General features: G+C 65.7%; 15 protein-coding genes, 1 other RNA gene and 1 pseudogene. 8 read left to right on the top strand and 9 right to left on the bottom strand.

What is annotated here, in order from left to right:
* Positions 1–13 precede the first annotated feature (13 nt).
* Positions 14–532, bottom strand: a complete 519-nt coding sequence (gene def / locus ONR75_RS05930; protein WP_265081799.1) for a peptide deformylase — start codon at positions 530–532, stop codon at positions 14–16.
* Between the two features lie 230 nt (positions 533–762).
* Between def and ONR75_RS05925 the strand changes: the two genes are divergently transcribed.
* Both ONR75_RS05925 and ONR75_RS05920 read left to right on the top strand, forming a co-directional pair.
* Positions 763–1980 carry a DNA recombination protein RmuC gene (locus tag ONR75_RS05925; RefSeq protein ID WP_265081798.1) on the top strand — a complete coding sequence of 406 codons (1218 nt, stop codon included), beginning with the start codon at positions 763–765 and terminating at the stop codon, positions 1978–1980.
* A gap of 287 nt (positions 1981–2267) precedes the next feature.
* Positions 2268–3635 carry an AmpG family muropeptide MFS transporter gene (locus ONR75_RS05920; protein ID WP_265081797.1) on the top strand — a complete coding sequence of 456 codons (1368 nt, stop codon included), beginning with the start codon at positions 2268–2270 and terminating at the stop codon, positions 3633–3635.
* A gap of 164 nt (positions 3636–3799) precedes the next feature.
* Here ONR75_RS05920 and ONR75_RS05915 read toward each other — a convergent pair whose 3' ends face one another.
* The 5 genes and pseudogenes from ONR75_RS05915 to ffs all read right to left on the bottom strand — a co-directional run bounded on the left by ONR75_RS05915 (position 3800) and on the right by ffs (position 7292).
* Positions 3800–4252 carry a hypothetical protein gene (locus ONR75_RS05915; RefSeq protein ID WP_413776441.1) on the bottom strand — a complete coding sequence of 151 codons (453 nt, stop codon included), beginning with the start codon at positions 4250–4252 and terminating at the stop codon, positions 3800–3802.
* 17 nt (positions 4253–4269) lie between these two features.
* Positions 4270–4874 (bottom strand): annotated as a pseudogene (recR, locus tag ONR75_RS05910) (recombination mediator RecR).
* A gap of 1 nt (position 4875) precedes the next feature.
* Complete coding sequence (locus ONR75_RS05905; RefSeq protein WP_265081796.1) at positions 4876–5196, bottom strand: YbaB/EbfC family nucleoid-associated protein; 321 nt, start codon at positions 5194–5196, stop codon at positions 4876–4878.
* A gap of 21 nt (positions 5197–5217) precedes the next feature.
* Positions 5218–7059 carry a DNA polymerase III subunit gamma/tau gene (locus tag ONR75_RS05900; protein ID WP_265081795.1) on the bottom strand — a complete coding sequence of 614 codons (1842 nt, stop codon included), beginning with the start codon at positions 7057–7059 and terminating at the stop codon, positions 5218–5220.
* Positions 7060–7195: 136 nt separating this feature from the next.
* Positions 7196–7292, bottom strand: an RNA gene (gene ffs / locus ONR75_RS05895) — signal recognition particle sRNA small type.
* 158 nt (positions 7293–7450) lie between these two features.
* Between ffs and ONR75_RS05890 the strand changes: the two genes are divergently transcribed.
* The 4 genes from ONR75_RS05890 to ONR75_RS05875 all read left to right on the top strand — a co-directional run bounded on the left by ONR75_RS05890 (position 7451) and on the right by ONR75_RS05875 (position 10359).
* A complete protein-coding gene (locus ONR75_RS05890; protein WP_265081794.1) occupies positions 7451–7870 on the top strand; it encodes an HIT domain-containing protein in 420 nt (139 codons plus the stop codon).
* Positions 7871–7874: 4 nt separating this feature from the next.
* Positions 7875–8816, top strand: coding sequence for an NAD(+) diphosphatase (nudC, locus tag ONR75_RS05885; protein ID WP_265081793.1), 942 nt, complete (start codon positions 7875–7877; stop codon positions 8814–8816).
* 16 nt (positions 8817–8832) lie between these two features.
* Complete coding sequence (locus ONR75_RS05880; RefSeq protein ID WP_265081792.1) at positions 8833–9777, top strand: sugar kinase; 945 nt, start codon at positions 8833–8835, stop codon at positions 9775–9777.
* Positions 9778–9849: 72 nt separating this feature from the next.
* Positions 9850–10359: an Lrp/AsnC family transcriptional regulator gene (locus ONR75_RS05875; protein WP_265081791.1), complete on the top strand. Its 510-nt coding sequence runs from the start codon at positions 9850–9852 to the stop codon at positions 10357–10359.
* Positions 10360–10368: 9 nt separating this feature from the next.
* Here the strand turns inward: ONR75_RS05875 and ONR75_RS05870 are convergent, their stop codons facing one another.
* On the bottom strand, positions 10369–10878 hold the full coding sequence (locus ONR75_RS05870) for a TIGR02281 family clan AA aspartic protease (RefSeq protein WP_265081790.1): 510 nt from the start codon (positions 10876–10878) through the stop codon (positions 10369–10371).
* Positions 10879–11161: 283 nt separating this feature from the next.
* Positions 11162–13567 carry an ATP-dependent helicase HrpB gene (gene hrpB, locus ONR75_RS05865; RefSeq protein ID WP_413776440.1) on the bottom strand — a complete coding sequence of 802 codons (2406 nt, stop codon included), beginning with the start codon at positions 13565–13567 and terminating at the stop codon, positions 11162–11164.
* A 322-nt stretch (positions 13568–13889) separates the two neighbouring features.
* On the opposite strand from hrpB, the gene ONR75_RS05860 reads away from it, so the two are divergent.
* Entirely contained in the window at positions 13890–14957 is a 1068-nt protein-coding gene (locus tag ONR75_RS05860) for an acyltransferase family protein (RefSeq protein WP_265081789.1), read from the top strand.
* 3 nt (positions 14958–14960) lie between these two features.
* Here ONR75_RS05860 and ONR75_RS05855 read toward each other — a convergent pair whose 3' ends face one another.
* Positions 14961–15932 (bottom strand): quinone oxidoreductase family protein, encoded by a 972-nt coding sequence (locus tag ONR75_RS05855; protein WP_265081788.1) that lies wholly within the window; start codon positions 15930–15932, stop codon positions 14961–14963.
* A 95-nt stretch (positions 15933–16027) separates the two neighbouring features.
* Between ONR75_RS05855 and ONR75_RS05850 the strand changes: the two genes are divergently transcribed.
* Complete coding sequence (locus ONR75_RS05850; RefSeq protein ID WP_265081787.1) at positions 16028–16888, top strand: LysR family transcriptional regulator; 861 nt, start codon at positions 16028–16030, stop codon at positions 16886–16888.
* Positions 16889–17057 lie beyond the last annotated feature (169 nt).

The following is a 17057-nucleotide window of genomic DNA, read 5'->3' as shown; positions in this document are numbered from 1 at the left end:
GACCGGGAGGAGACTAATCCGCCCGCTTCGCCAGTTTGGTGAATTTCTTCAGTACGCGATCGCGCTTCAGCTTGGAGAGGTAATCGACGAACAGCACGCCGTTGAGATGGTCGATCTCGTGCTGGATGCAGGTGGCGAACAGGCCTTCGGCGTCCTCTTCCTGCACCTTGCCGTCAATGTCCATGAAGCGGATGCGGACTTGGGCTGGGCGCTCGACCTCCTCGTAATATTCCGGGATCGACAGGCAGCCTTCCTCGTAGACCGAGAATTCTTCCGAGGATGACACGATCTCCGGATTGATGAAGACCCGCGGCTTGGGGCCGCCTTCATCGTCCTTCTTGGCGAGGTCCATGGTGATCAGCCGCAGCGGCACGGCGATCTGGATCGCGGCGAGCCCGATGCCGGGCGCCTCATACATGGTCTCGAACATGTCATCGGCGAGCTTGCGCACCTCGGCCGTGACCTGTTCGACAGGTTTGGAGACAAGCCGCAACTGTTTGTCCGGCAGGATGATGATTTCACGAAGGGCCATGGGGGCGATTTAATGCGGGCGGCGGACGCGGTCAATGCACCCATGGGAGGCATCGCGCCGGTCCGCTCAGGTCAGCCGGCGACCTGAATTTACGGACTGTTGACCACGCTCGTTAGGAGAACGTTAACCATGCCGGTTAGGTTTTTGTTAACCAAGAAAATTAGCTCGATGTTAACCATAAATGTTCTCGCTTCGTTCGCGCCATCATCCGAATCTGCTACGATGGCGGCATGAACGACATTCTTGTCATGCTCGGCGACACCCCGATCTCCGTCGGCGAAGCGCTGGTCGGCTTCGCCGCCATGGCGCTCGCCCTGTTGCTGGTCATCGCCATCGTCATTGCGCGCTCCGGCAGCCGCGGGGCGGCGCTGGCCATTGCGCAGGCAATCCGCGCTGACGAGTTGGAGGAGCGTCTCAGCGAGATGCTGCGGGCGCAATCCGAGGCCACCGGCCGGGTCGACGCCATGGGCCAGGCGCTCGCCAGCCGCCAGGCCGAAATGGGTCGCGCCGTCAGCGAGCGGCTGGATTCGGTGACCCATCGGGTCGGGCAAAGCATGGAACAGAGCACCCGCAACACCATGGACAGCCTTCGCGTGCTGCATGAGCGGCTCGGCATCATCGACAGCGCCCACAAGAACCTCACCGACCTCACCACCCAGGTCACCACCCTGCGCGACGTGCTGGCCAACAAGCAGTCGCGCGGCGCGTTCGGCCAGGCACGGATGGAATCCATCGTCCAGGACGGCATGCCGGCCGGTGCCTACGCATTCCAGCACACGCTGTCGTCCGGCAAGCGGCCGGACTGCGTGATCTTCCTGCCCGATCGGCGCCCGCTGTGCATCGACGCAAAGTTTCCGCTGGAGGCGGTGACGGCGCTGCACGACGCGCGCACCGATGACGAGAAGAAATACGCGGCGCAAAGGCTGCGCGCCGACGTGATGAAGCATGTCAGCGACATCGCCGAAAAATACCTGATCGCCGGCGAAACGCAGGACACCGCGCTGATGTTCGTACCGTCGGAGTCGGTCTATGCGGAAATCCACGACGGTTTCGACGACATCATCCAGAAAGCCTACCGCGCCCGCGTGGTGCTGGTATCGCCATCGCTCTTGATGCTGGCGATCCAGGTGATGCAGCAGATCCTCAAGGACGCGCGCATGCGCGACGCCGCCGACCAGATCCGCACCGAGGTGATGAATCTCGGCGACGACCTCGGCCGGCTGCGCGACCGCGTGCTGAAACTGCAGACCCATTTCAGCCAGGCCAATGAGGATGTCCGCCAGATCCTGATTTCCGCCGACAAGATCGAGAAGCGCGCCGGCCGCATCGAGGAGCTGGACTTCAGCAAGAGCGAACCGGCGACGGAGGCGACGCCGCTGGTGAAACCGGCACCATCGCTGAAGCCGGATCTGTTTCCGTCGCCAATCGAGTTACGGGCGGGAGAATAGTGGGCCCTCACCTCTCCCCGCATCTTGCGCGGGGAGAGGTCGACCGGCGCAGCGAAGCCGGGCGGGTGAGGGGCGAGGCACGCTGCTTACGACAACAGATGCTTTTCGAGTCGAAAAGTCTGCAGTCCGCGTCTCAGTTCGAGAGACCCGGTGGGCTGCACGTTCGATTTGACTCGGTGCCAGGCCCCTCACCCGGAGCCTTCGCTTCGCTCAGGCCCCGACCTCTCCCCGCGCAAGATGCGGGGAGAGGTTAAGGAAGAGGAAGCCGAATCTGCTAGCACTGGGCCATGACCAACGCGCCCCAGCCGACCGAATCGTCCGTCGCTCTCAAACCGCGCGCCTCATGGCGCGAGGCGCTGGCGGTGTATTTGCAGCCGCGGGTGCTGATCGTGCTGCTGCTCGGCTTTTCCTCGGGGCTGCCGCTGGCGCTGTCAGGCTCCACGCTGCTGGTGTGGATGACCGAATCCGGCGTCAACCTGAAGACCATCGGACTGTTCGCGCTGGTCGGCACGCCCTACACGCTGAAATTTCTTTGGGCGCCTTTGGTCGACGCGCTGCACGTGCCGCTGTTCACCCGCCGCTTCGGCCGTCGCCGCGGCTGGCTGGTGTTCTCGCAATTGCTTCTGATCGCGGCCATCCTGCTGCTGGCGCTCACCGATCCCGCGAAGTCGCCGTTGTTCGTGGCGCTTGGCGCGCTGCTGGTGGCGGCGATGTCGTCGACCCAGGACATCGTGGTCGACGCCTTCCGCGTCGAGAGCCTGCCCGAGGAAGAACAGGCGGCCGGCATGGCGTCGTATGTCGCGGCGTATCGCATCGGCATGCTGGTCTCCACTGCCGGGGCGCTATTCATGGTCAGCGCCTATGAAGGCACCGGTCTGCCGCGCGGCACCGCGTGGATGTGGGGCTATGTGACCATGGCGGCCATGGTGCTGATCGGCACCGTCACCGCGCTTGCTGCCACCGAGCCCGCGCAATCGGCCCGCGCCGAGGCGGCCACCGGCGCCGACAGCGCGATGCAGCGGGTGACGAAAGCGGCGATCGGCGCGCTCTCTGAATTCCTGGCGCGCAAGGATGCCTGGGCGGCGCTGGCCTTCGTGGTGCTGTTCAAGTTCACCGACGCATTTTCCGGCACCATGACCGCGCCGTTCGTGATCGATCTCGGCTTCACCCGCAACGACTACGCCGCCATCGTCAAAGGCGTGGGCCTCGCCGCCACCTTGCTCGGCGGCTTCGCCGGCGGTTTCGTGGCGCGACGCTATTCGCTGCCCACCAGCCTGTGGATCGGCGGCGTGCTGCAGGCGGTGGCCAACCTGTCATTCTCCTGGCTGGCCATCATCGGCGTCAATCAGTGGGCGCTGGCCTTCGCCATCACCGCAGAGAATTTCACCAGCGCCATCGGCACCGTGATCTTCGTCGCCTACCTCTCGGCACTGTGCAAGAACCCGCTGCACACCGCCACACAATACGCCCTGCTCACCGCGCTGGCCGCGGTCGGGCGCACCTATCTCTCGGCCAGCGCCGGCTATGTGGCTGCGACCATCGGCTGGCCGCTGTTTTTCGCGATCTGCGTGGTGGTGGCGGTCCCCAGCCTGATCCTGCTGGTCTGGCTGCAGCGGCGCGGGCATTTCGAGGGGCTGGAAACGACACGAAGCTAGCTCGATTGTGGTCCCCGCGCATGCGGGGACCCAGTAAACGCAGGCGTCTGTGATAAATCGCAACCGCCGGTGTTTACTGGATCGCCCGGTCCTCGCGCGCAAGTGCGCGCCAGGCCGGGCGACGACAGCGGAGAGTGTCGCGGGCGACCACAGCGGCACGTGGGTCAGTTCGTTTTGCTCACCACGCTCCACTTGGTGACCAGCGCTTCGCTCATCTGGCCGGCCTGTTCGGCGCAGGCGACTTCGGCGACCTTCAGCGCGACTTCCTTGCCGACGAGCTTTTGCAACTGCGCGGCCTGAGCGGGATTGGCGGCCACGATTTCAAATGTCTCGGGGCCTGTTTCCAGATTGCAGAGTCCCGCCGGCGCCGGCAGCCGGCGCGGCTCGCTGACCAGCTGGAACTGCTTGACGCGCTTGCCCTTGCCCTGCGGCGCCCGCACCTGCATCGCCGTCAGTTGGCCGCTGAGCACATCGCCGATCTTCATCATCTTCGGCGCGGCAGGTGCGGCCGGCGGCGTCGACGGCGTTTGCGCCATGGAGCCATCGATCGCGAACATCAGGGACAGGCCGAGCGTAACGGCGCCAACCATCAGGGTCTTGAAGTCTGGTCGTGTCATGAAGCTTCTTTCAGTTCTCAGAACAGCGTCCGCTGCCGCATCGCTGCGGTCAGGGTGCCGTCATCCAGATAATCGAGTTCGCCGCCGACCGGCACGCCGTGCGCCAGCCGGGTCACCTTCACGCCGGCCTCCTGCAGGAGGTCGGTGATGTAATGCGCCGTGGTCTGGCCATCCACCGTCGCATTGAGGGCCAGAATCAGTTCCGTGACCTGGCTCCCATGAGCGCGCGACACCAGCGCGTCGATGGTCAGGTCGTCAGGCCCGACGCCGTCGAGCGGCGACAGGGTGCCGCCGAGCACATGGTAAGTGCCGGTGGTGGCCGTGGCGCGCTCCAGCGCCCACAGATCCGATACGTCGGACACCACCACGATGATGGAGGGTCGCGCCGCGGATCGGTACAGATGGTGCAGGGGTTTTGTGTATCGATGTTGCCGCAGGTCTTGCACACTTGGATCTTGTCGATCGCCACCTGCAACGCCCCAGCCAGCGGCGTCATCAGCGCCTCGCGCTTCTTGATCAGGTGTAGCGCCGCGCGCCGCGCCGAGCGCGGCCCAAGCCCCGGCAGCCGGGCCAGCAACTGGATCAGTTTTTCGATTTCCGGACCGGCAACCCCACCCGCCATGTCAGGTGAGGCCCATCCCCGGCGGCAATCCGAGGCCCCCGGTCAGCGCCTGCATCTTCTCCTGCATCGCGATCTCGGCCTTGCGCTTGGCGTCACCGAGCGCAGCGACCATCAGGTCCTCAAGAATCTCGTGCTCGTCCGGCTTCATCAGCGAGGGATCGATCTTGATGCTCTTCACATCCATCTTCGCGGTCATGCGCACCGTGACCAGGCCGCCGCCGGACATGCCTTCGACCTCGACATGTTCGAGCTCGTCCTGCATCGCCTTCATCTTGGACTGCAGTTGCGCCGCCTGCTTCATCATGCCGAGAAAGTCAGCCATGAATTGCTCCTCTGGAATGGATTAGTCGTCATCGCCGTCAGGCGTCTCGGCGGGGTCTTCACCGGTCGCATCGGATTCCGGCAGTTCGGGGGCAAGCCGGCGCACCTCGACGACCTTGGCGCCGGGAAACCGCGCCAGCACTTCCTGGACGCGCGGATCGGCTTCCGCCGCTTGCTGGCGCTCGCTCTTCAACTGGTCGAGCTGCGAGCGAAGCGTCGGCTGGCCCGGTTCGTTGGAGACGATCACGCTCCAGCGTCGGCCGGTCCACTGCTCAAGTTTTCGCGAGAGATCGTTGATCAGGGTGCGCGATGCCGTGCGCTCCATCGACACTTCGAGCCGGCCGTCTTCCATCTTGACCAGACGGACGTCGGCCTCGAGCGCCGCCTTGAGCATCAGGTCGCGCTTTTCGGCAGCCAGTGCCACCAGTTCGGGGAAGGTGACGATCTTCATCACCACCGGCGCCGGTGCCGCATCGGATACGATCATCTGCGGCCGTGGCTGCATCTCGGCGCCGCCGCGCGGCATCGACGGCCCGCGCGGCAAAGACGCCTGCATGGACGACGCCCCTGAGGACGATCCGCCGCCCTGCGGCGGCGCACCGCCCGGAATCACCGGCGACGAACCGCCGCCATTCTGGTCGAGCATGCGAATCGCTTCGTCGGGCGTCGGCAGGTCGGCCACATAGGCGATCCGCACCAGCACCATCTCGGCGGCGGCGGCGGGGCGCGTGGCCCCCTGCACCTCGGTGATCCCCTTCAGGAGCATCTGCCACATTCGCGACAGCACACGCATAGACAGTTTCGATGCGAAATCGCGGGCGCGCAGCCGCTCAGTCTCGCCGAAGGCAACATTGTCAGCGGTGGCCGGCACGATCTTGACCCGGGTGACGAAGTTGACGAATTCGGCGAGATCGCTGAGCACCACGATGGGATCGGCACCGACATCGTATTGTTCGCGGAACTCGGCGAAGGCGCTGGCGATGTCGCCACGCGCCAGCGAATCGAACAGGTCGATGACCCGTGTGCGGTCGGCAAGGCCGAGCATCGTCCGCACCGCGTCGGCGCGGACGATGCCGGCGGCGTGGGCAATGGCTTGGTCGAACAGCGACAGCGAATCGCGCACCGACCCTTCGGCGGCGCGGGCGATGATGCCCAGCGCTTCCGGCTCGACCTCGACGTTCTCTTTTCCGGCGATATTCGACAGATGCTTCATCAGCACGTCGGCATCGACGCGGCGCAGATCGAAGCGCTGGCAGCGCGACAGCACGGTCACCGGCACCTTGCGGATTTCGGTGGTGGCGAACACGAACTTGGCGTGTTCCGGTGGCTCTTCCAGCGTCTTCAGAAACGCGTTGAAGGCCGCGGTCGACAGCATGTGGACTTCGTCGATGATGTAGACCTTGTAGCGCGCGCTGGAGGGCGCATAGCGCACGCTGTCATTGATCTGGCGGACATCGTCGACACCGGTGTGGGAGGCGGCGTCCATTTCCAGCACGTCCATGTGCCGGCTTTCCATGATCGCCTGGCAGTGCACGCCGGGGGTGGGCATGTGGATGGTCGGCCCCTTGATCGAGCCGTCCGCCATTTCATAATTCAGGGCACGGGCCAGAATGCGCGCCGTGGTGGTTTTGCCGACCCCGCGCACGCCGGTGAGAATCCAGGCCTGCGGAATCCGGCCTGTCTCGAACGCATTCGACACGGTGCGGACCACGGCCTCCTGGCCGATCAGGTCGTCAAAACTGTTGGGGCGGTATTTTCGCGCCAGCACCCGGTAGGGCGTGCCGGCCGCGGCGGCTGCGAGCTTGTTGCCGCCAAGATCGAAGCCCTCGGCCGCGGATGCAATGGGAAGGCCAGCCTCGGTCATCGGTCGATCCGCAATGTGATGTCTCTCGAAGCAGGTTTGCGGAACAACAGCCGCGTTTCCGGCCGAACGGCGTGCCTGTTCCGCCGAAAACGCTGGTCTTCCATCGCGCGGGACGCTGAATTGCGCGAAAAAACAAGTAGGAGACTGACGAGCGACCCGATCCGGATCTCGTTAGGGCTGCTTCCTTCCGGACCTGACCCGATTGGCGAGTGGCTCGTCCACCGCCAATCTCCCGGGGCTTATTTGGGGCCAAAAGCTTCGGAAAGCAAGCGCGGCCCGGCGGGTCCGAACAGCCGCTTTCGCGCGCGATCCCGCCTTGATATGACAGGGGCGGCCGGCACCCGCAGGCCGGACCGCAAAGCCCGGCGCAGAACGGGTCGATGGAACCAAGATGACTGCTCCTGCCTGGTCGCTGCACCCCCAATTGCAAAAAGACACGATCGACATCGGCGACCTGCCGCTCTGCCGCGTTCTGGTGATCAAGGACGCCAATTACCCCTGGCTGCTTCTGGTGCCACGCCGCGCCGACGCCGTGGAAATCATCGACCTCGACGAGGTTGCGCAGGCCCAGCTCATGACCGAGATCACCCGGGTGGCCCGCGCGGTGAAAGAGATCACCAAATGCGACAAGCTCAACATTGCCGCGCTGGGCAATGCGGTGCCGCAGCTGCACGTTCATATCATCGGGCGCCGCACCTCCGACGCTGCCTGGCCGCGCCCGGTCTGGGGCGTGGTGCCGCCGCTGGCCCACGACGCCGCCGAGGTGCAGTCCTTCATCAGCGAACTGCGCCGCAAGATCTGGCTGGGTTGAACCGATGACAAACAACGCATTCACGCTGGGCAACCCGGCCTTCGTTTCGCACCAGCTCGACCGCGCCGCGCATCTGCGCACGAGCGACGAAAAGCTGTTCGCCTTGGAGAATCATCGCGATGCCCGCGCCTATGTCGTGTATCGCGATTCCCTGGTGATGAAGCAGGAGGCCGCCGGCCCGCGCGCCCTGCTGACGATTCCCGAGGCGCTGAAATTCGGCGCCAACCCCGGCACGATCTTTCTAGGCCTGCGCGACGGCGCGCCGGTGTTCGGTATGGGGATTTCGGCCGCTGCGGCGGAAGGCCTGCTGCCCCGCAGCGATGTCGCGGTCAGCGAGTTGCGCGGCATGGCGATGCAGGGCGTGGTGCCGGCGGACCAGCTATCAGCCATCGCCATGGCCAAATCCATGGTGAGCTGGCATCAGCGCCATGGCTTCTGCGCCAATTGCGGCGCCCGCTCGGCGATGTCCGACGGCGGCTGGAAGCGCACCTGCCCGAGCTGCCACACCGAGCATTTTCCGCGCACCGACCCGGTGGTGATCATGCTGGTGCATTCCGGCGAGAAGTGCCTGATGGGCCGGCAGAAGCAGTTTCCGCCGGGCATGTATTCGTGCCTCGCCGGCTTCGTCGAAGCCGCCGAGACCATCGAGGATGCGGTCAAGCGCGAGATCCTCGAGGAATCCGGCATCCATTGCACCGACGTCAAATATTACATGACGCAGCCGTGGCCCTATCCGTCGTCGCTGATGATCGGCTGCTCGGCGCGCGCCACCTCCGAGGCGATTACGGTCGACCTGATGGAACTGGAAGACGCCCGGTGGTTTGACCGTGACGAGGCTATGCTGATGCTGAAGCGCAAACACCCGGACGGGCTCGCCGGACCGCATCCGTTCGCCATCGCCCATCACCTGCTCGGCCAATGGCTGCAGGCCGGACCAACGATCTGACAGAACGGGATATTCCATGAGCGAGTCCAAGCGAAAGCCGCGCATCCTGTGCATCGGCATGCCGGTGCGCGATCTGACCTTTGGCGTGCAGGCGGTGCCCGGCCGCGGACAGAAGTTCAACGCCGACCGCTTTGCGCAGATCTGCGGCGGCAACGCGCTTAACGCGGCGATCGGGATCAGCAGGCTCGGCGGTCATGCGACCCTGACCGGCCCGATGGGCGACAAGAGCGAGACATCGAGCCAGTACCTGTTCGACGATCTGGCCAAAGAGGGCATCGACACCTCGCAACTGGTGCACATGCCGAGCCTGGTGACGCCGATTTCAGGGATCATGATGGATCCATCCGGCGAGCGCACCATCATCTCGTTCCGCGATCCCGCATTGTGGAAGGTGAAGCTGCCCGACGCCGACGGGCTGCTCAGGGACTGCGACGCCATCATGATCGAAAGCCGCTGCGCGCCATTCGCCACCCATCTCTGCGCCGAAGCGCGCAAGCGCGGCATCCCGGTGGTGGTCGATATCGACAGCACCATGTCGCAGAGCGAGGGCCTGCTCAGCGCGTCGTCGCACCTGATCTTTTCCGACGAAGCACTGCAGTCCACCGCCGGAATTACCGAGGATGCTGCGGCGCTGCGAAAGATGGCCAAGCTGACCTCGTCCTTTCTGGCCGTTACCCTTGGGCCGAAGGGCACGCTGTGGCTCGACGACAAGCAGGATCTGCAGCGAACGCCTGCCTTCCCGGTGCACACCGTGGACACGCTGGGCGCCGGCGACATCTTCCACGGCGCCTTCGCACTGGAATTCGCCGCCGGAAAGTCCATCCCCGAGGCGTTGCGCTTCGCTTCCGCCGCCGCGGCGCTGAAATGCACCCGCTATGGCGGCGCCTTCGCCTGCCCGCAACGCGCTGAAGTGGAAGAGCTTTTGAGCCATTCCACGGATGCAGGCCCGGCAGCCCGTTGACTGGGGCTTGATTTGGAATATTGTTCTATATATTAGGTTTTAGGACCTTTTAATTAGAACAAAGTTCTTCAAATGACCGATATCGCCGCCCAGGCCCCCGAACCCAACCGTCGCCTTGATGCCATCGACCGCAAGATCCTGATGGTGCTGCAGGAGGACGCGTCGCTGTCCGTCGCCGAGATCGGCGATCGCGTCGGGTTGTCGTCGACGCCATGCTGGAAGCGCATCCAGCGCCTCGAGGCCGATGGCGTGATCCTGCGCCGGGTGGCGCTGGTCGACCAGAACAAGGTCGGGCTCGGCCTGTCGGTGTTCGTCTCGGTGGAAAGCGGCGACCATTCCGAAGCCTGGCTGAAGACTTTTGCCAACGCGGTCAGCGCCATGCCCGAGGTGATGGAGTTCTACCGCATGGCCGGCGACGTCGACTACATGCTGCGCGTGGTGGTCGCCGACATGCAGAGCTACGATGTGTTCTACAAGAAGCTGATCAGCGCGGTGGCGCTGAAGAACGTCACGTCGCGCTTCGCCATGGAGAAGATCAAGTCGGTGACCGCGCTGCCGGTCCCGGCCGCATCGGCCGCCTGAGCGCCGGTCCTACTGTTCCAGCACCATCCTGCCGTTTGCATATTCGAAGCGCTTCAGCTTGCCGAGGAACGACAGGCCGAGCAGGTTCTCCGACAGCGCCTCGTCGGGAAGCACCATGGCATCGACATCGCGCACCACAATGCCGCCGATGTCGACCATGGCCAGGCGGGTCCGCGCAGCCTTGATGGTGCCATTGGCGGTGGTCACCGTGGCATTGTAGTCGGCGCGTGACGGCCGCAGCCCAAAACGAGCGGCGGACTTCTCGTTCAGCGCGATCACCGACGCGCCGGTATCGACCATGAAGCCGATGCGCTGACCCTCGATGTGGCCCTCGGTCTGGAAGTGGCCGCGCTGATCGCGCGGGATGCTGAGACTGCGGATGCCGGCCTGCACGATCGGAGGCTCTGCCGCCAGCGATTTGGCCATGGCCGGCGTGGTCGCCGTCATCTTGTCGGCCTGCTGCGCCATGAAGGTGCCGAGCCCGACCAGGATCGCGGCGAAGACCAGGATGTTACGCATTACTTCAGCCTCACTGAACCGCCGCCCTACGCGCGACGATTGGAACACAGGGAGCAGCCGCCGTCTGTCACGGCTGCGTCCACGGGCCCCATTTTGGCGAAAAGGATGAGCAACGGGTTAATGGGGAGAAGATTGAAGCCTCGTGCCCCGGATGCTGCGCAGCGCGTCGCGTTTGCGACGTGGTGCGCTGCTGATCCGGGGCCTTCCCAACCGCCGGTGTCTTTGGCGGTCCCGGATCTGCGGAGCAGCACTTCGTGCTGCGCCGCGTCCGGGACACGAGCCCTCACGTGCCCCGTGGCTTGACTCGTCGCGTCGGCAACGCGCCGGCGGGATCTTCCGGCCACGGATGGCGGGGATAGCGGCCGCGCAGGTCGGAACGCACATCCTGGTAGCTGCCCTTCCAGAACCCCGGTAGGTCGCGCGTCACCTGCACCGGGCGATGCGCCGGCGACAGCAGTTCCAGCACCAGCGGCACCTTGCCCTTTGCCACGGACGGATGCGCGGTCAGTCCGAACAGTTCCTGCAGCCGCACCGCGATGGTCGGGCCCTGCTCGGCCTCGTAGTCGATCGGCAGCATGGTGCCGGTCGGCGCCTCGAAATGCGTCGGCGCCTCGCGCTCGAGGCGCGCGCGCAGATCCCACGGCAGCAACGCCATCAGCGCATCCGACATGTCGCCCGCCGAAAACTCCTTTAGCGCCGTCTTGTCGTACAAAGCCGGCTCCAGCCAGGTGTCCGGCGCGGCCGCCAGCGCGGCGTCGGACAGATCCGGCCACGGCTCGCCCTCGGCGGCGCGCAGGAACATCACCCGGCCGCGCCACTGCTGCAGTGGTTTCGACCAGGGCAGTCGTTCGAGGCCGGCGGCGATCAGGCCTTCGGCGAATACGCGCGCGGTGTCCGCCGACGGCGTCAACGCCGTCGTCGCCTCGGACAGCGTGATGGCATGCAGCGTGCGCTTGCGCCGGCCGCGCAGCGACATCGAGGCGCGATCGAAGGTGACCTCGTCGACGGCTTCGATCTGGTCGGCGAAGCGCGTCTCGATCTCGCTCTGCGTGATCGGCGCCGCCAGCAGGATGCGCCCGTTGGCGGCCGTGCCGGTCAACTCGGCCACCGCGATATAGGGCGCGCGTGCCAGCGCGGAAGCACGATCCACCGCCGAGCCGCGGCCATTGGCGAGCACGAAACTGCCATTGCCACGATTCCTGGCGACACGATCGGGAAAGGCGAAGGCGAGCATGACGCCGGTGGTGAGTTCTTCTTCGACCTGGCGCGGAGCTCTCCGCTCCTCTCCCCACGCGAAGCGAAGCTTCGCTAGGCGGGGAGGAGCCCCAGCCGCGGCGCGTGTGGCTTCCTTCTCCGTAGCCGCCACCTGCGAGGCCCAGCGCTGCGCCAGTTGCCGCGCGCTTTGCGCGCGCTGGCTGCGGTCGCGGCGGAACTGGTCGAGGCGGTAATCGAGATCGACGCTGTCGCCGCCGAGCCCGCGCTCGGTGAGGATCGCGGCGATCTCCGCGGCCTCCTCGCCAGAGCCGAGCCGGTGCGAGTCCACGATCATCCGCGCCAGCCGCGGCGGCAGCGCCAGCGCGCGCAGGCTTTGCCCCTCCTCCGTGATGCGACCGTCACCGTCGAGCGCGCCGAGTTCGCGCAGCAAGCCGCGCGCCTCGCTCAGGGCCGGCGCCGGCGGCGCGTCGAGAAAGGCCAGTTGCGCGGGATCGCTGACACCCCATTGCGCGAGATCGAGCACCAGCGAGGACAGGTCGGCACTGAGAATTTCCGGCTGAGTGTAGGGCGCGAGGGAAGCCGTCTGCGGCTCATCCCACAGCCGGTAGCAGATGCCGGGCGTGGTGCGGCCGGCACGACCGCGGCGCTGGTCGACCGCGGCGCGCGAGGCACGCACGGTTTCCAGCCTTGTCAGGCCAATGTCCGGTTCGTAGCGCGGCACCCGGGCGAGGCCGCAATCCACCACGATGCGAACGCCCTCAATGGTCAGCGAGGTTTCGGCGATCGAGGTCGCCAGCACCACCTTTCGCTGCCCGTCCGGTGCCGGCTGGATGGCGCGATCCTGCACGGCGGCGTCGAGCGCGCCGAACAGCGGCACGATCTCGATACTGGCATCGTGAATCCGCTCGGCGAGAAAGGTCTGGGTGCGGCGGATTTCGGCGGCGCCGGGGAGGAATGCCAGCACCGAGCCGGGATCGGCACGCAAAGCCATGGCGATGGCGTCGGCCATCTGCCGCTCGATCTGGACGTCCGGCTTGCGGCCGAGATAGCGCGTCTCCACCGGGAACGCGCGGCCTTCGCTTGATATCACCGGCGCGTCGCCCAGCAACTTTGCGACCCGCGCGCCATCGATGGTCGCCGACATCACCAGAATGCGCAGATCCTCGCGCAGGCCGACCTGGGCGTCGCGCGCCAGCGCCAATCCCATGTCGGCATCGAGCGAGCGCTCGTGGAATTCGTCGAACAGCACCGCGGCGACGCCGGTGAGTTCGGGATCGTCGAGGATTTGCCGCGAGAAGATGCCCTCAGTGACCACCTCGATCCGGGTGTTGCGCGAGATCTTCGAGCCGAAACGGACGCGGTAGCCGACGCTCTCGCCGACCCGCTCGCCCAGCGTCTTCGCCATCCGCTCGGCGCTGGCGCGGGCGGCGATCCGCCGCGGCTCCAGCATGATGATCTTTTTCCCTTGAGCCACGGGGCATCGAGCAGCGCCAGCGGCACCCGCGTGGTCTTGCCGGCGCCGGGCGGCGCCACCAGCACGGCGGCGTTGCCGGCCGCAAGCGTACCCGCGATGTCGTCGAGCACGGCATCGATCGGCAGGGGGTGTCGAAGCTGCGGGTCACAGGAGGGTCCAGAGTCGCTGAATGCCCCGTGTCATAACCGGGTTAGCCCGCGTTAACCACCCGGCCCCGCTCGCGCGACCGTGACCGATAACCGGCATATTCCTTGTACAAGGAAACGCGAAAGAAACCGTTCAAGCCGATGGTGGCGCGAAAGCGCCTCGCAAAGGGACGAAGATGACCAGAAACGGCACACCCGCTGCCGCCGCCAGGCTTGCACCCGGCGTGGCGGACCGGATCGACTGGGTCGACTACGCCAAGGGCATTTGCATCGTCATGGTGGTGATGATGCACTCCGTGCTGGGCGTGGAGCAGGCCGCCGGCCACGCCGGGTTTATGCATGTGCTGGTGGCCTTCGCAAAACCGTTCCGGATGCCGGACTTCTTCCTGATCTCCGGCCTGTTCCTGGCGGTGGTGATCGACCGCGACTGGCGCACCTATCTCGACCGCAAGGTGATGCACTTCGCCTATTTCTACGTGCTGTGGGTGACCATCCAGTTCGCCTTCAAGGCGCCCGGTCTCGCCGGGCAGCACGGCTGGCCCAATGTCGGCCTGCTGTATCTGGAGTCCTTCATCGAGCCGTTCGGCACGCTGTGGTTCATCTATCTGCTGCCGATCTTCTTCGTCGTCACCAAGGCGACGCGGCCGTTGCCGCCGCTGCTGATCTGGGGTGTCGCCGCAGCGCTCGAGATGACGCATCTGTCGACCGGCTGGACCGTGATCGACGAATTCGCCGCGCGCTTCGTCTACTTCTATTCAGGCTACCTTTTCGCCGCCCGGGTGTTCGCGCTATCGGACCGCGCCCGCGCCCGGCCAATGCTGGCGCTGGCCGGCCTTGCCGCCTGGGCGATCGTCAATACGGCGCTGGTCTATGACGGCTGCAGCGAGTGGCCGGTGATCTCGCTGGCGCTGGGCTTTGCCGGCGCCATCGCCATCATCGTCATGGCGACGCTGCTGGCGCGCCGGCAGTGGCTCGGCTTCCTGCGCTTCTTCGGCGAGCATTCGATCGTCATCTACCTCGCTTTCTTCCTGCCGATGGCGGCGGCGCGGGCGCTGCTGCTGAAATTCGCCGGCTTCCTCGACATCGGCACCATCTCGCTGATCGTGACGGTCATCGGCGTGCTCGGCGCGCTGGCGATCTGGCGGTCCGCGCTGGCGGTCGGTGCCAACTTCCTGTTCGATCGGCCGGATGCCTTCTGGATCGCGCCACGCAAGAAGTCGGCGGCGCTGCAGCCTGCGGAGTAACCCTCACGGCACCAGATACAGCGAACCGCTGGTGCGCCCCGCCTCCAGATCGGCCTGCGCAACGACGGCATCGACGAGCGGATAGGCACGCCCGCTGGCTCGCAGTACGCCCGCCGACAGCGCGTCCAATACCGCAGCCGCGCCGCGGTGATAGTCCTCGGCATTGTTCACGTAGGCCATCACGCTCGGCCGCCCCAACAGGATGCTGCGCCGCGGACCGAGATCGTTAACGTCAAGCAGGGGAATCGGGCCGCCCGCCTGACCGAAGCTCGCCACCACACCGAACGGCCGCACACAGCCGAGCGTCTTGGCCAAAGTGGTTCCGCCGACGCCGTCATAGGCAACATCGACACCGCGGCCATCGGTGAGCACCGCCACCTCGGCTGCAAAGTCGGCGTCGCGGCCGACGATGACCTGCTGTGCGCCGGCGTCACGCGCGATTACGGCCTTGGACTCAGAGCTGACGGTCCCGACGACCGTGGCACCGAGGTGCCGCGCCCAGCGTATCAACAACTGGCCCAGACCGCCTGCCGCGCTGTGTACCAGCATCGTGGTGCCGACACCGGCCGGAAAGACCTTGTTCAACAGCATGTACGCCGTGATGCCCTTGAGCAGGGATGACGCCACGACCTCATCGGAAAGATCGTCCGGCAGCCTGATCGCGCGCCACGCCGGCAGATTACGCTCGGAGGCATAGGCCCCGACCGGGCTGCCGGCATAGGCGATGCGATCACCGATCTGCACCGAGGATACGTTAGTGCCGATCGCGGCGACGACGCCCGCCGCCTCGACCCCGGGAACAGCGTCTGCCGACAACGGATACATGCCCATGCGGTGATAGATATCGATGAAGTTGACGCCAATGGCGGTGTGCCGGATCCGGATCTCGTCGGGTCCCGGCGGCGGCAGTTCGACAGTGACACATTCGAGCTGCTCGATGCCGCCGGGAGCCTTGAGGCGAATGATGGTGGTCACGGGTCATCTCCTTGAATTCGGGTGCCCTCTCTTTGCCGCAAGCCGCGACTATGCAAAATTCTCCAATAACGCACCCTTGATGTGAGATTTCACCCATGCCCGACTGGGAAGACCTGCGGCACTTCGTGGCGCTTGCACGCGAGGGCTCATTATCCGCTGCCGCCCGCATGCTGCGCGTCGACCACGCCACCGTGGCGCGGCGCGTCGCCGCGCTGGAAGCCGAAACCGGCATGAAGCTGGTTGATCGCCGCGCCCGCAGCTATGCGCTGACGGAGATCGGGCGGCGCGTGGCGGCAGCGGCAGCACCGATGGAAGACGCAGCGTTCGCCGTGCAGCGCGCCGCGCAGGCAGCCAAGCCCGGCCTGCGCGGCGACGTCACCATCAGCTCGCCGCCGTCACTCACCAATATCCTGATCGCGCCGCAATTGATCCGCCTGCGGCAGCGCCATCCCGCCATTCGCCTGACGCTGATCGGCGAGAAGCGCGCTGCGTCGCTGAACCGGCGCGAAGCCGACATCGCGGTCCGCCTCGCCCGCCCCACGGAGCCCGGCCTGGTCGCCCGCAAGGTCGGCCATTTCGGTTTCAGCCTGTATGGCTCGCCGCAATACCTGAAAGACACACCGCCATCGGCATTCACTTTCATCGCCTACGACAAGAGCATGGACGATTCCCCGCAGCAGATATGGCTCAAGGCGGTGACCGCCGGGCGCGACATCGTGCTGTACAGCAGCGATCTGGAGAACCAGATCGCGGCCGCCCGCAGCGGAGTCGGACTGGTCGCGCTGCCGCATTTCATCGGCGATGCCGATCCGCAGTTGCGCCGCTATGCGGCGAATTCGTCGACCTCGGTAGCCCGCGACGTCTGGCTGATCGTGCATCGCGACCTGCGCAGCGCCCCAGTGGTGCGCGCGGTCATGGAATTCCTGGCCGACTGTCTCAAAGACCTTCGGGGCTGAACCGCCCGATCAACCGGCAACCAGCGCGACCTGGAACTGAACCGTACGCGGCACCGGCATTTCGGGAGCCACGCCTCACAAAGAAGCATCGATACTCCCTAGAGCGGGATGAGATTACGTTTGGCCATATCCTGCATTTGCAAAATAGTTTGAGCACTCGGTTGCGCCG

Source organism: Rhodopseudomonas sp. P2A-2r, assembly GCF_026015985.1.
Classification (GTDB): Bacteria; Pseudomonadota; Alphaproteobacteria; order Rhizobiales; family Xanthobacteraceae; genus Tardiphaga.
Note: the sequence above shows the minus strand (reverse complement) of the source record. Positions and strands in the feature narration are given on the sequence as shown.